This window comes from Actinosynnema sp. NPDC050801 (assembly GCF_040673975.1).
Classification (GTDB): Bacteria; Actinomycetota; Actinomycetes; order Mycobacteriales; family Pseudonocardiaceae; genus Actinosynnema.
Window position 1 is genome coordinate 58,227 of sequence record NZ_JBFAQZ010000032.1, and the last position, 13,015, is coordinate 71,241.

The 13,015-nt window shown below is 71.0% G+C and carries 12 protein-coding genes; 9 read left to right on the plus strand and 3 right to left on the minus strand.

Annotated features, from left to right (window positions below; translation table 11 throughout):
• On the plus strand, window positions 1–627 hold the full coding sequence (locus tag AB0K14_RS37790) for a DUF3710 domain-containing protein (protein WP_360460143.1): 627 nt from the start codon (window positions 1–3) through the stop codon (window positions 625–627).
• Here AB0K14_RS37790 and AB0K14_RS37795 read toward each other — a convergent pair.
• Complete coding sequence (locus AB0K14_RS37795) at window positions 624–1,298, minus strand: alpha/beta hydrolase (RefSeq protein ID WP_360460145.1); 675 nt, start codon at window positions 1,296–1,298, stop codon at window positions 624–626. The genes AB0K14_RS37790 and AB0K14_RS37795 overlap by 4 nt on opposite strands.
• Before the next feature lie 105 nt (window positions 1,299–1,403).
• On the opposite strand from AB0K14_RS37795, the gene AB0K14_RS37800 reads away from it, so the two are divergent.
• Together AB0K14_RS37800 and AB0K14_RS37805 are read left to right on the plus strand one after the other, a co-directional pair.
• Window positions 1,404–1,781, plus strand: coding sequence for an OB-fold nucleic acid binding domain-containing protein (locus tag AB0K14_RS37800; protein WP_033437072.1), 378 nt, complete (start codon window positions 1,404–1,406; stop codon window positions 1,779–1,781).
• On the plus strand, window positions 1,778–2,542 hold the full coding sequence (locus tag AB0K14_RS37805; protein WP_360460147.1) for a DUF3159 domain-containing protein: 765 nt from the start codon (window positions 1,778–1,780) through the stop codon (window positions 2,540–2,542). Before AB0K14_RS37800 ends, AB0K14_RS37805 begins: the two co-directional genes overlap by 4 nt.
• A 374-nt stretch (window positions 2,543–2,916) precedes the next feature.
• Here the strand turns inward: AB0K14_RS37805 and AB0K14_RS37810 are convergent, their stop codons facing one another.
• Together AB0K14_RS37810 and AB0K14_RS37815 are read right to left on the minus strand one after the other, a co-directional pair.
• A complete protein-coding gene (locus AB0K14_RS37810; RefSeq protein ID WP_360460149.1) occupies window positions 2,917–3,573 on the minus strand; it encodes a TrkA family potassium uptake protein in 657 nt (218 codons plus the stop codon).
• A complete protein-coding gene (locus AB0K14_RS37815; protein WP_360460151.1) occupies window positions 3,574–4,236 on the minus strand; it encodes a TrkA family potassium uptake protein in 663 nt (220 codons plus the stop codon).
• Window positions 4,237–4,517: 281 nt separating this feature from the next.
• Here AB0K14_RS37815 and AB0K14_RS37820 point away from each other — a divergent pair, with 281 nt between their 5' ends.
• The 6 genes from AB0K14_RS37820 to AB0K14_RS37845 all read left to right on the plus strand — a co-directional run bounded on the left by AB0K14_RS37820 (window position 4,518) and on the right by AB0K14_RS37845 (window position 12,732).
• Window positions 4,518–6,533 carry an APC family permease gene (locus AB0K14_RS37820; RefSeq protein ID WP_360460152.1) on the plus strand — a complete coding sequence of 672 codons (2,016 nt, stop codon included), beginning with the start codon at window positions 4,518–4,520 and terminating at the stop codon, window positions 6,531–6,533.
• Window positions 6,530–7,759, plus strand: coding sequence for a class I SAM-dependent RNA methyltransferase (locus AB0K14_RS37825; RefSeq protein ID WP_360460154.1), 1,230 nt, complete (start codon window positions 6,530–6,532; stop codon window positions 7,757–7,759). Before AB0K14_RS37820 ends, AB0K14_RS37825 begins: the two co-directional genes overlap by 4 nt.
• Before the next feature lie 74 nt (window positions 7,760–7,833).
• Complete coding sequence (gene dxs / locus AB0K14_RS37830) at window positions 7,834–9,732, plus strand: 1-deoxy-D-xylulose-5-phosphate synthase (protein ID WP_360460156.1); 1,899 nt, start codon at window positions 7,834–7,836, stop codon at window positions 9,730–9,732.
• A 228-nt stretch (window positions 9,733–9,960) separates the two neighbouring features.
• A complete protein-coding gene (locus AB0K14_RS37835) occupies window positions 9,961–10,593 on the plus strand; it encodes a slipin family protein (protein WP_360460158.1) in 633 nt (210 codons plus the stop codon).
• Window positions 10,594–10,910: 317 nt separating this feature from the next.
• The gene (locus AB0K14_RS37840) at window positions 10,911–11,588 is read left to right on the plus strand and encodes a response regulator transcription factor (RefSeq protein WP_360460160.1); all 678 of its coding nucleotides are present in this window, start codon (window positions 10,911–10,913) and stop codon (window positions 11,586–11,588) included.
• A gap of 1 nt (window position 11,589) precedes the next feature.
• Window positions 11,590–12,732 carry a HAMP domain-containing sensor histidine kinase gene (locus tag AB0K14_RS37845; protein WP_360460162.1) on the plus strand — a complete coding sequence of 381 codons (1,143 nt, stop codon included), beginning with the start codon at window positions 11,590–11,592 and terminating at the stop codon, window positions 12,730–12,732.
• Window positions 12,733–13,015 lie beyond the last annotated feature (283 nt).

Genomic DNA, 13,015 nt, shown 5'->3' on the forward strand with positions numbered 1-13,015 from the left:
ATGTTCGGAAAGCGCCGCAAGCGCGGTAGGCACTCCGCGAACCGGGGGACGGCGCAACCCGAGGTCGAGTTCGACGGTGAGGAGGAGGCCGACGACGGCCCGTTCGACTCCGAGCAGGCCCCGAACGACGGCCTGAACCGGCTGGACCTCGGCTCGATCCGGCTGCCCGTGCCCGACGGCGCGCAGTTGCAGGTGCAGCTGGACGACAAGGGCGCGGTGCACGCCGTGAACCTGCTGACCACCGTCGGCCAGCTCACCGTCAGCGCGTTCGCCGCGCCCAAGACCGACCGGCTGTGGCCGGAGGTCAGCAGCGAGATGATCGCCCAGTTCAAGTCCGAGGGCTTCCGGATCCTGCGGGAGAACGGCGACTGGGGCGAGGAGATCACCGCCCGCAACAACGAGGTGCACCTGCGCGTGGTCGGCGTGGACGGCCCCCGGTGGATGCTGCGCGGCATCGCCGCAGCGCCGACCGAGGAGCAGGGCGTGCGCGCGACCGACGCCCTTTACACGGTGTTGCGCGACACGATCGTGGTGCGCGGCGAGCAGCCGATGCCGGTCCGCACGCCGTTGCCGATCGAGCTGCCCGAGGCGATCGCCCGGCACATCCAGGCCCAGCAGCAGGGCTAGACCGCCGACGTGGCGAGGTAGGCGGCGAGCGCGGCGCGGCCCAGGGACTCCCGGTCCGCGCCCAACGCCGCCAGCGTCGTCGTGCGCAGAGCGGCACGGGGGAGCGCCTCGACCCACGTCCGGGCGACGTCCAAGGGGTGAATGGGGTCGTCGCTGCACGCCGCGACCCCCACCGGCGCCGTCACCCCGTTCAACTCGGCCGCGGTCGGCGCCGACGACCCGGCTGCCTCCCGCAACACCTCCGCCAGCCGCGACCCGTACCGCGGCCACGCCCGTCGCAGCTCAGCGCCGAGCCACCCGTCGACCCCGGTCAGCGCGGCCTCGACGCCCGCCGACTCCACCACCGAGGCGCTGGCCCGTGCCGCCAGGGCCGCCGGCGCGTCGGCCGGGTCCCCGTTCCAGGCCGGCAACGCCACCAGCAGCCCGGCGCACCGCTCGGGATACCGCACCGCCCACGCCGCCGCCACGTGCGCTCCCAGTGACACACCGCCCACGACCAGCGGCGACCCGTCCCACGCCGCGTCCAACGCCTCGACGTGCTCCCGCACACCCCGTGACGGGGGCGCGACCAGCGTGAACCCGGCGTCGGCGAGCGGGCGGGCGAACACCGCGGCGACGAACACCTCGTCGGACGCGGTGCCCGGCAGCAGAACGGCGCGTGACGAGCTCATGACGCCAGATCCTCCCCCAGTCGGATACCCGGTCGGGTGTACCCGGTTACGCTGGCTGTTGGACGGGCTTCGTCGTCGAGGCCCCGCGCAATCCAGGAGTCGGGGATGACTGGTACTGGGGGTGGCTACTGGCGCCGCCTCGTGCGTCGGCTGACCACCGACGTCAGTGAGCTGGACGCCGACGACCTGTCCCGAAAAGCCGAGGCCGTCGGGGCCATCCGCGCGTGCGACTGCAAGTCGGGTCAGGAGGTGACGGTGTTGGGCAGGCTGCGCAGCGTCGAGCTGTGCCCGCGTGACGCCGCCGCCACGTTGGAGGCCGAGTTGTACGACGGCACCGAGGGCGTGACGCTGGTCTGGCTCGGTCGTCGCCGGATCGCCGGCATCGAGCCCGGCCGCACCATCAAGGCCAGAGGACGGATCGCCGTCCGGGACGGGCGCAAGGTGCTCTACAACCCCTACTACGAGTTGCAGAACGCTTCATGACACCTGTGAACGAGTCCGAGAAGCAGCCCACCCTCCTGGAGCAGATGGGCGGCGTGAGCGGCCTGCTGTTCTCCTCGTTGCCCGTCGTGGTGTTCGTGCTGGTCAACGCGTTCGCCGGGCTCATGCCCGCGATCTGGAGCGCGCTGGGGTTCTCCGTCGTGATCGGCATCGTGCTGGCCATGCGCAAGGGCTCGGTGCAGCCGGCCGTCTCGGCCGTCTTCGGCGTCGGCATCGCCGCGTTCATCGCCTACCGGACCGGCGACGCCAAGGGCTTCTTCCTGTTCGGCATCTGGCAGAGCCTCGTCTACGGCGGCGTGTTCATCGGGTCGATCCTGGTCAGGTGGCCGCTGGCGGGCGTGATCTGGTCATTCCTCAACGGCCAGGGCACGGCGTGGCGCAAGGACAAGGCCACCGTCCGCGACTACGACATCGCCACCCTCGTGTGGGCGCTGGTCTTCTGCGCCCGGTTCGTGGTGCAGCGCTGGCTCTACGACGAGGCCTCCGTGGGCTGGCTGGCAGCCGCCCGCCTGGCCATGGGCTACCCGCTGATGGCCGTGGCCCTGGTCGCCACGGTGTGGGCCGTGCGCCGTTCGGACAAGCGCCTCAAGGCCGCCCTGGCCAGGGAAGAGGAGGAGAACCGCGAAGCGGAACAACGCCTCCGAGCCCAAACCGAGGCCAAGCCGACCATCTACGACGAACTGCTCGACACCTCGACCGAACAACGCCCCGCCCCGTCTCCGGCCCGGGCCGAGGACAGATAACCCGCACCAGCAGCGCCGCGGCCGTCCACTGCCCCCTTCTCTCAATCGAGGGGTCCGTGTCATCCCGCCGACCTGGCGCAGCCCTACCGCGCGTGTCAAGGGGGCACTCGGAGCCGGACCGCACCTGACGCTGGTACGGCCCCCTTGACACGTGTGGTTGCCCTTGTGGAGGTCGGCGGGATGACACGGACCCCGACCCACGCTGGTAGGGGAGTCGACCGCGAGACCCCGTCATCCTGCTGATCTGCCCGTCCGGCGAGGACGCTCTTAATCTCTTGAACCCACCCTGACCTGCCACGACCAGCGCAGCAGGACACCCGGCCAGCGAAACAGCCCGCCGCGAAACAGCCGGTCAGCGAAACAGCCGAGACGGGTCAGTACCCCAACGCCGACCGAATCTCCTGCTCCACATCCGCCGCCGCCACGAACAGCAGCTCGTCCCCACCCTCCAGCGTGTCATCGGGCGTCGGCACGATCACCCGGCCACCCCGCAGGATCGTCACCAGCGCCGCGTCCCGCGGCAGCGCCAGCCCGTTCACCGGGGACCCTGCCAACGGGGTGTCACCCGGCAGCGTGATCTCCACGAGGTTCGCCTGACCCTGGCGCAACGTCATCAGCCGCACCACGTCGCCGACCGTCACCGCCTCCTCCACCAGCGCGGACAGGATGCGCGGCGTCGACACGGCCACGTCCACCCCCCACGACTCGGTGAACAGCCACTCGTTCGCCGGGTCGTTCACCCGCGCCACCACGCGCCGCACCGCGAACTCGGTCTTCGCCAGCAACGACACGACCAGGTTGACCTTGTCGTCACCGGTGGCCGCGATCACCACGTCGCACAGCTGCATCCCGGCGTCTTCCAACGACGACAGCTCGCACGCGTCGGCCTGCACCCACTCGGCCTGGTCCACGGTGTGCGGCTCGAAGTGGTTCCGGTCCCGTTCGATGAGCATCACCTGGTGCCCGTCGGACACCAGCTCGGCCGCGATGGACCGACCCACCGCACCGGCACCCGCAATGGCGATACGCACTCAGCTCTCCTCGGGCGCGTGAGCCGCAGCCGCGGCCACATCGGTCACGGTGCCGGACAGGGCGGCCACGTACACCTGGTCGTCGGCCTGGAACACGGTCTTCGAGTCGGGCAGCACGCCGGTGCCGAACCGCATCACGAACGCCACCCGGCACCCGGTGGCTTCCTGCAGGTCACGCACCGTGCGCCCGACCCAGTCCTCGTGCAGCTCCAACGGCAGCACGGCCACGCTGCCCGACGGGTCGCGCCACGCCGTCGCGGTGCCCTCGGGCAGCAGCATCCGCAGGAACCGGTCGGTCGACCACGGCACGGTCGCCACCGTCGGGATACCCAGCCGCTCGTACACCGCGGCGCGCTTCTCGTCGTAGATCCGCGCGACCACCGCCTCCACCCCGAACGTCTCCCGCGCCACCCGGGCCGAGATGATGTTGGAGTTGTCGCCGCTGGACACGGCCGCGAACGCGCCCGCCCGCTCCACACCGGCCGCGATCAGCACCTTCTGGTCGAACCCGTTGCCGACGACCTGCTGGCCGTGGAAGTCCGAGCCGAGCCGGCGGAAGGACTGCGCGTCCTTGTCGATCACCGCGACCTGGTGGTCCAGGCGTTCGAGTGCCTTGGCCAGGGACGAGCCCACCCGGCCGCAGCCCATGATCACCACGTGCACGAAAGCCTCCCCGAACGACGCCTACGGAGAACCTACCGTTCCTAATGGACGAGCGAGAGCAGTGTCGGACCTGCGTCCCGGCACCGCACACCTCCCGAACGGCGCCGGCCCCGTCGAGCCGGTACCCGCCGCCCTGAGCGAACACCCGTCGAACACGCGAACGAACACCCGTCGCACACGCGAACACCACCCGCATCGGACCCGCGACCCACGTCACAAGCGACATGGTGCTTACCCGACGACAACGCTCAGGTGGTCACCACCCCTTACGCTCTCGACCCGTGTCCAAGCTCGCAACCGCGGCCAAGCGCCTCCTGGTCGGCAGGCCCTTCCGCAGCGATCGCCTAGCCCACACCCTGCTGCCCAAACGCATCGCCCTGCCCGTGTTCGCCTCGGACGCGATGTCGAGCGTGGCCTACGCCCCCGAGGAGATCTTCCTCGTGCTCTCGGTGGCGGGTCTGTCGGCCTACGCGCTCGCGCCGTGGGTCGGTGTGGCGGTGGTCGTCGTGATGCTCACGGTCGTCGCGAGCTACCGGCAGAACGTGCACGCCTACCCCTCCGGCGGCGGCGACTACGAGGTCGCCACGGTCAACCTGGGGCGCAGAGCCGGCCTGACGGTGGCCAGCGCCCTGCTGGTCGACTACATCCTCACGGTCGCGGTCTCCATCTCCGCCGCCGCGGCGAACATCGGTTCGGCCATCCCGTTCGTCGCCACCCACAAGGCCGAGTTCGCGGTCGTCGCGATCGTCCTGCTCACCGCGATCAACCTGCGCGGCATCCGCGAGTCCGGCAGCGCGTTCGCCATCCCGACCTACGCCTTCATGGCCGGCATCATCTTCATGATCGGCTACGGCCTGTTCCGCGGCTTCGTTCTGGGCGACGAGATGCGCGCCGAGAGCGCGGGGCTCGAACTGCGGGCCGAGGACGACCACCTCGTGGGCCTGGCGTTCCTGTTCCTCGTGCTGCGCGCCTTCTCGTCCGGCAGCGCGGCGCTGACGGGCGTCGAGGCGATCAGCAACGGCGTGCCGGCGTTCCGCAAGCCGAAGTCGCGCAACGCGGCGACCACGCTGCTGGCGATGGGCATGCTCGCGGTCACGATGCTGATGGGCCTGATCGTGCTGGCCCAGCTCACCGGGGTGAAGATGGCCGAGGACCCGGCGCACCAGCTCGTCAACGCGCCCGAGGGCTACGAGCAGAAGACGATGGTCGCCCAGATCGCGGGCGCGGTGTTCGAGGGCTTCCCGGTCGGGTTCTTCTTCATCACCACGGTCACCGCGCTGATCCTCGTCCTGGCCGCGAACACCGCGTTCAACGGCTTCCCGGTGCTCGGCTCGATCCTCGCCCAGGACCGCTACCTGCCGCGCCAGCTGCACACCCGCGGCGACCGGCTCGCGTTCAGCAACGGCATCGTCTTCCTCGCCGGCGCGGCGATCGTGCTGGTCATCGCGTTCGACGCCGAGGTCACCAAGCTCATCCAGCTCTACATCGTGGGCGTGTTCGTGTCGTTCACGATGAGCCAGACCGGCATGGTCCGGCACTGGAACCGGCTGCTCAAGACCGAGGCCGACCCGATGGCGCGCCGCCGGATGCGCCGCTCGCAGGCGATCAACGCGTTCGGCCTGGCGCTCACGGCCTCGGTGCTGGTCGTCGTGCTGATCACGAAGTTCACCAAGGGCGCGTGGATCGCCATCGCCGCGATGGCCGCCCTCTACGCCCTGATGACGGCGATCCGCAGGCACTACGACCGGGTCGCCGAGGAGCTGCGCCAGCAGGAGCGGCAGAAGCTGCTGCCCGCCCGCAACCACGCCATGGTGCTCGTCTCCAAGCTGCACATGCCGACCCTGCGCGCCCTGGCGTACGCCAAGGCGACCCGGCCGGACATCCTGGAGGCCGTGACCGTCAACGTGGACGACGGCGACACCCGCCGCCTGGTGCGCGACTGGGAGAAGGAGAACTTCAAGGTGCCGCTGAAGGTGATCGAGTCGCCTTACCGCGAGATCACCAAACCGGTCCTGGACTACGTCAGGCGGGTCCGCACGGACAACCCGCGCGACGTGGTGACCGTGTTCATCCCGGAGTACGTGGTCGGTCACTGGTGGGAGCAGTTCCTGCACAACCAGAGCGCGCTGCGGCTCAAGGGCAGGCTGCTGTTCCAGCCGGGCGTGATGGTGACCAGCGTGCCGTGGCAGCTGGCCTCATCCTCGAAGGTGACCGACAAGGACGACGTCGTGGCGCCCGGCGCGATCCGGCGCGGCCTGGACAAGCGCGGCGGGAACGACCAGGGGGACGGCAAGTGACGGCGACCTGGAAGCAGCGGCTGATCGAGGTCGAGGTCGGCGCGGTCGCCCACGGCGGGCACTGCGTCGCCCGGCACGAGGGCCGCGTCGTGTTCGTCCGGCACGCGCTGCCCGGCGAACGGGTGGTGGTGCGGATCACCGAGGACACCGGCGGCTCGTTCTGCCGCGGTGATGCCGTCGAGGTGCTCCAGGCCTCACCGGACCGCGTGCAGGCCCCGTGCCCGTTCGCCGGGCCTGGCCTGTGCGGCGGCTGCGACTGGCAGCACGCGTCGTGGGAGGCCCAACGGGAGCTCAAGGCCGCCGTGATCAGCGAGCAGCTGCACCGCCTGGCCAAGCTCGACTGGGAGGTCATCGTCGAGGACCTGCCCGGCGGTCCCGAGGACTGGCGCACCCGGATGCGCATGGCCGTCGGCCCGGACGGCCGCCCCGGCTTCCGCGCCCACCGCAGCCACCACGTCATCCCGGTCGACGACTGCGTCATCGCCGTGCCCGACGCCCTCGACGACGTGGTCGACCGCACCTGGCCGCCCAAGTCCGAGCTGGTCATCACCCGTGACGCCGGCGGCCGCACGCACCTGACCGAGATCGGCCCGCCGGTCATCCGCCGGGGCCGTCCCGTCCCCGGACCGTCCCGCCTCCGCCAGGGCAGCGGCACCGCCACCGAACTGGCCGCCGGCCGCACCTGGAACCTGCGCGCCGACGGGTTCTGGCAGGTCCACCCGGCCGCCGCGGACACCTTCGCCAAGGTCGTCGGCGACTGGGCGGACTGCCAGCCCGGCGAACGCGCCTGGGACCTCTACGGCGGCGTGGGCCTGTTCGCGTCCGTGCTCGCCGAGCAGGTCGGCCCCTCCGGATCGGTCGCCGTGGTCGAGTCCTCGCACGGCGCGGTCACCGACGGCAAGCTCAACCTCTCCGACCACCCGCAGATCAGCTGGTACGCGGGCCGCACCGAAGCCGTGCTCGACTCGCCCGACTTCACCGACCTGCCACCCGACGTCGTGGTCCTGGACCCACCGCGCAAGGGCGCGGGCAAGGTCGTGGTGACCGCGATCGCCCGCAGTCGACCCGCCCGTGTGGTTTACGTCGCGTGCGACCCCGCCGCCCTGGCCCGCGACGTAGCCTCCTTCGCCCAGCTCGGTTACGAGTTGACCCAGCTCAGGGCCTTCGACGCGTTCCCGATGACGCACCACGTGGAATGCGTCGCCCTGCTGGAGCCCGTTCGCTGAAAGGCGTCTCAGCCCGCGGTCCGTAGACTGACCGGACGAATCGGGGAGCCGTACCACAGGGTGAGGTGGAGCGAGTGACGCTGCTGGAATCCGTGCACGGACCGGCGGATCTGAAACGGTTGGGACCGGACGAGCTGGTCGTGCTCGCCGAGGAGATCCGGCGTTTCCTGGTCGACAAGGTCTCCCGGACCGGCGGGCACCTCGGGCCCAACCTCGGTGTGGTGGAGCTGACCATGGCCGTGCACCGGGTCTTCGACTCGCCGCACGACTCCGTCGTCTTCGACACCGGCCACCAGAGCTACGTGCACAAGATCCTCACCGGCCGTCGCGAGGGCTTCGACACGCTTCGCCAGAAGGGCGGCCTGTCCGGCTACCCCTCCCGGTCGGAGAGCGAGCACGACGTCGAGGAGAACAGCCACGCCTCGACCGCCCTGTCCTACGCCGACGGCCTGGCCAAGGCCTACCAGCTCGGTGGGCAACGCCGGCACGTCGTGGCGGTCGTCGGCGACGGCGCCCTGACCGGCGGCATGTGCTGGGAGGCGTTGAACAACATCGCCTCCGGCACCGACCGCCCGGTGGTGATCGTCGTCAACGACAACGGCCGGTCCTACTCGCCCACCATCGGCGGCCTGGCCGACCACCTGTCGTCGCTGCGCCTGCAGCCCGGCTACGAGCGCGCCCTGGAACGCGGCAAGAGCGCCCTCCAGGGCACCCCGTTCGTCGGCAAGCCCCTCTACGCGGCCCTGCACGCGGCCAAGCGCGGCATCAAGGACGCCCTCAGCCCGCAGGCCATGTTCGAGGACCTCGGCCTCAAGTACATCGGCCCCGTCGACGGCCACGACCACGCCGTCCTCGAATCGGCGCTGCGCCGCGCCAAGTCCTTCGGCGGACCCGTGATCGTGCACACCGTCACCCGCAAGGGCAACGGCTTCGCTCCCGCCGAGAACCACGAGGCCGACCAGATGCACGCCACCGGCGTCATCGACCCCATCACCGGCGAGAACATCGGCCCGTCCAAGCGCACCTGGACCCACGTCTTCGCCGACGAACTGGCCACCCTCGGCGGCGAACGCCCCGACCTGGTCGCCATCACCGCCGCCATGCGCGGCCCCACAGGCCTGGACAAGTTCGCGGGCCTCTACCCCGAGCGCTGCTTCGACGTCGGCATCGCCGAACAGCACGCCATGACCTCCGCCGCCGGCCTCGCCATGGGCGGCATGCACCCGGTGGTGGCGATCTACGCCACCTTCCTCAACCGCGCGTTCGACCAGCTCCTGCTGGACGTCGCCATGCACAAGCAGGGCGTCACCGTCGTGCTCGACCGCGCCGGGATCACCGGCCCCGACGGCGCCTCCCACCACGGCATGTGGGACCTGTCCATCTGCGGCCTCATCCCGGGCATCCACGTGGCCGCCCCCCGCGACGCCGCCTCGCTGCGCGAAGAACTCCGCGAGGCCGTCCGCATCCCCGACGCACCCACCGTCATCCGCTACCCGAAGGCATCGGTGGGCCCCGACCTGCCCGCCCTCGAACGGATCGGCGCGGTCGACGTCCTGCACCGCTCCGGCTCCGACGTCCTCCTCGTGACCGTCGGCGCGTTCGGCGAACTCGGCCTCGCCGCCGCCCAACGCCTCGCCGACCAGGGCATCGGCGTCACCGTCGTCGACCCCCGCTGGGTCTTCCCCGTGTCGGACGACCTGGTCACCCTGGCCGCTGACCACCGCCTCGTCGTCACCGTCGAGGACAACGGCAGGCACGGCGGCTTCGGCTGGGCACTGGCCGCCGCACTCCGCGACGCCTCAGTGGACGTCCCCCTCCGCGACCTGGGCATCCCCCAGGAGTTCCAGGAGCACGGCGAACGCGGCGAGGTCCTCACCGACATCGGCCTGACCGCCCAGGACGTCTCCCGCCGCATCACCGAGTGGGTGGTCGCCGCCCAGCCCGCGGAAATGGACGCGACGGTCGAGAAGTAGCCGGTTACCCTCCCCACGCCCGGTCAGCGGCTCGGACGGCACTGCCGAACCCGAGTTCCGCGCTCACAGCCGGGCACACCTTTCAGTAGGCGCGTTGCCAACGCGGCGGGTTGCGACACCCAAGCCGCGACCCCGGTCGACCACGGGGCGCAGGGCCTTGCGAGCCCCGTGCTCCCGCCCACCGCCCCACGGCCGGGGTCGCGGTCCGCGCGGCAGGAGGGGGGACCGGTGAAGCACACGCTCATGCCGTGGGAACGCGGTGTGGTCTTCCGCCACGGCAAGCTGGTGGAAGTCCTGGAACCCGGCCGCCACCGCCGCGGCTTCCGCCACGTGGTCCACCGCGTCGACGTCCGACCCCGTTCCCACACACCGGGCTGGCAGGACATCCCCACCGCGGACGGCGTCCTCATCCGCGTCACGCTCGTCCTCCACTGGGCGATCTCCGACGCGGCCCGCTTCGTCCAGGCAGCCGCCGCCCCCGAGGTCGAACTGCACCTCCAGGTCCAGGTAGCCCTCCGCGCCGCGGTCCTCACCCGCGCCCACGACGAGGTGGACCACTCCCGCGACGCCATCGCCACCGAGGTCCACACCGCCGTCACCGCCCGCGCCACCACCCTGGGCATCGACCTGCGTGAAGTGGCCGTGCGCGACGTCGTCATGCCCACGGAGCTCCGCAAGGCCGCCCTGACCGAACTCCTGGCCCGCGCGGAAGCCCGAGCCACCCTGGAACGCGCCCGCGGCGAGACCGCCGCCCTGCGCTCCCTCCTCAACGCCGCCCGCCTCGCCGAGGACCACCCGGCCCTCCTCCAACTGCGGGCACTCCAGACCGCCAACACCGTCGTCGTCGAACGCACCCGCTGACACTGCAACCCCTCCTCCCAAAGGAGGGGTTCGTGTCATCCCGCCGACCTGGCTCCGCCCAACCGCGCGTGTCAAGGGGGCTTGTCCGAGGCTTGCCCGGCGGTGAACCCCTGCCGCCCCCTTGACGCGTGTGGTTGCCCTTGGGGAGGTCGGCGGGATGACACGAAACCCGGCCCCCGCTGGAACCGCACGGACCGCCCAAAACCCGTCATCCTGCTGATCTGCCCGTCCGGCGAGGACTCTTTTCCTCTTTCGACCTGAGCGGTCGACAGCTTGACGCTAAGCACCTTCTCAGGGATGTGTGGCACCTTTGTGTGGTGCGGATCCTGGTAGTCGAGGACGAGGTGCCGCTGGCCGACGCGATCGCGCGTGGCCTGCGGCGCGAAGGTATGGCGGTCGACGTGGCCTACGACGGCGAGACCGGCCACGAGAAGTCGACCGTGACCCGGTACGACGTGGTCGTGCTCGACCGCGACCTGCCCGGCATGTCCGGCGACGAGCTGTGCAAGGAAATCCTCAGTTCCGGCGCCCTGACCAGGGTCATGATGCTCACCGCCAGCGCCGGGGTGGACGACCGGGTCGCGGGCCTGTCCCTCGGCGCGGACGACTACCTGGCCAAACCGTTCGCCTTCCCCGAGCTGGTCGCCCGCGTGCGCGCCCTCGCCCGCCGCGCCACCCCGGCCACCCCGCCGCTGCTCACCGCCCGCGACGTGGAGCTCGACCCGGCCCGGCGCACCGTGCGACGCGCCGGGCAGCCCGTCGAGCTGACCCGCAAGGAGTTCGGCGTGCTGGAGGTGCTGCTGGCGGCCAAGGGGTCGGTGGTCTCCAGCGAGGAACTGCTCGAACGGGTCTGGGACGAGAACGCCGACCCGTTCACCACCACCGTCCGCGTCACCGTGATGACGCTGCGCAAGAAGCTCGGCGAACCGGGCATCATCGACACGGTCGTCGGCTCCGGCTACCGCGTGCCCACGGCAGGTTCCACTGAACCGTGAGTTGGTCCGCAGGCGCGGACCCGGGCTGCGGACGCGGCTCACCCTCCTCGCGACCGGCCTGGTGGCGTTCGTCAGCGGCCTGCTGCTCCTGCTCGGCTGGCTGCTCGTCGGCCGGGTCATCGCCTCCTCACCCCGCTTCGCCGAGGGCAGCACCGTCATCGTGGACGGGCGCGAGGTGGACGCCGGCGCGTTGATGGACCTGCTCGGCGAACAAGCCCGGGACGACGTGCTGCGATCCGGTTCCATCGCGTTCCTGTGCGTGGTCGCCGCGGCGGCCCTGCTCGCGTGGACGATCACCGGGCGCGTCCTGCAACCCGTGCACGACGTGACCGACGCGGCCCGCCGGTTGTCCGCCGAGTCGCTGGGTGAGCGGCTGCGGCTGGACGGGCCCCGGGACGAGGTCGCCGAGCTGGCCGACACGTTCGACGAGATGCTCGATCGGTTGCAGGCCGCGTTCGAGTCGCAACGGCGGTTCGTCGCCAACGCCTCCCACGAGCTGCGCACCCCCCTCGCCGTGGTCCGGACGGAGCTGGACGTGACGCTCGCCGACCCGGACGCCGACGCCGAGGAGCTGCGCCGCATGGCCGGGGTGGTGCGCGGGGCGACGGAGCGGGCCGAACAGCTGGTCAGCGCTTTGCTGCTGCTCGCGCGCACGGACGGGCTCGGGTTGGCGGTGCGCGAGCCGGTGGACCTCAACGCCGTGGTGGAGTCCGCGTGGAGGTCCGCACGGGTGGAGGCCGAGGAGCGCCAGCTCCGGGTGTCGTTCCTGCGGGCACCGGCGCCCGCGGTGGGTGACCCGGCGTTGTTGGAGCGGATCGCGGGGAACCTCCTGGAGAACGCCGTGCGGCACAACGTGCCCGGTGGGTGGATCGAGGTGCGCACCGAGGGTGGGGTCTCGTGGACGTTGCTGCGGGTGTCGTCGTCCGGGCAGGTTGTCGCGCCGGATCGGGTGGAGGAGCTGTTCGAGCCGTTCCGCCGGGGTGGGGTCGACCGGACGGCGCGTACGGGGACCGGGCTCGGGCTGTCCATCGTGCGGGCCGCCGTCGCAGCTCACGAGGGTCAGGTGCACGCCACCGCGGTGCCCGGCGGGGGGCTGTCGGTGGCCGTCCACCTGCCGTCCACACCGCATGGAAAACTGGTCTGAGTGGTCCCGATCACACATGATCCGGTTTGACGGGCCGCGCAGGGGGTACTACCTGCGAAGACGCGCCTCCAGACCCCCGATTTGTCTCCGCGTTAGGCGGGGTGTAACTTTCTCTCTGCCAGCGCGGAACGGGCCGGAGAGAGACCGGAACGGAGCGCGGCGGACATCAAGCCCCGGATCGAATCACCTGGTTGTGATGAGTGATGGTGAGCGCGTGTTCTTTGAGAACTCAACAGCGTGCCGAATAGCCAGTAAATTTATGAACCTCGTCAAGAGGTTTCCT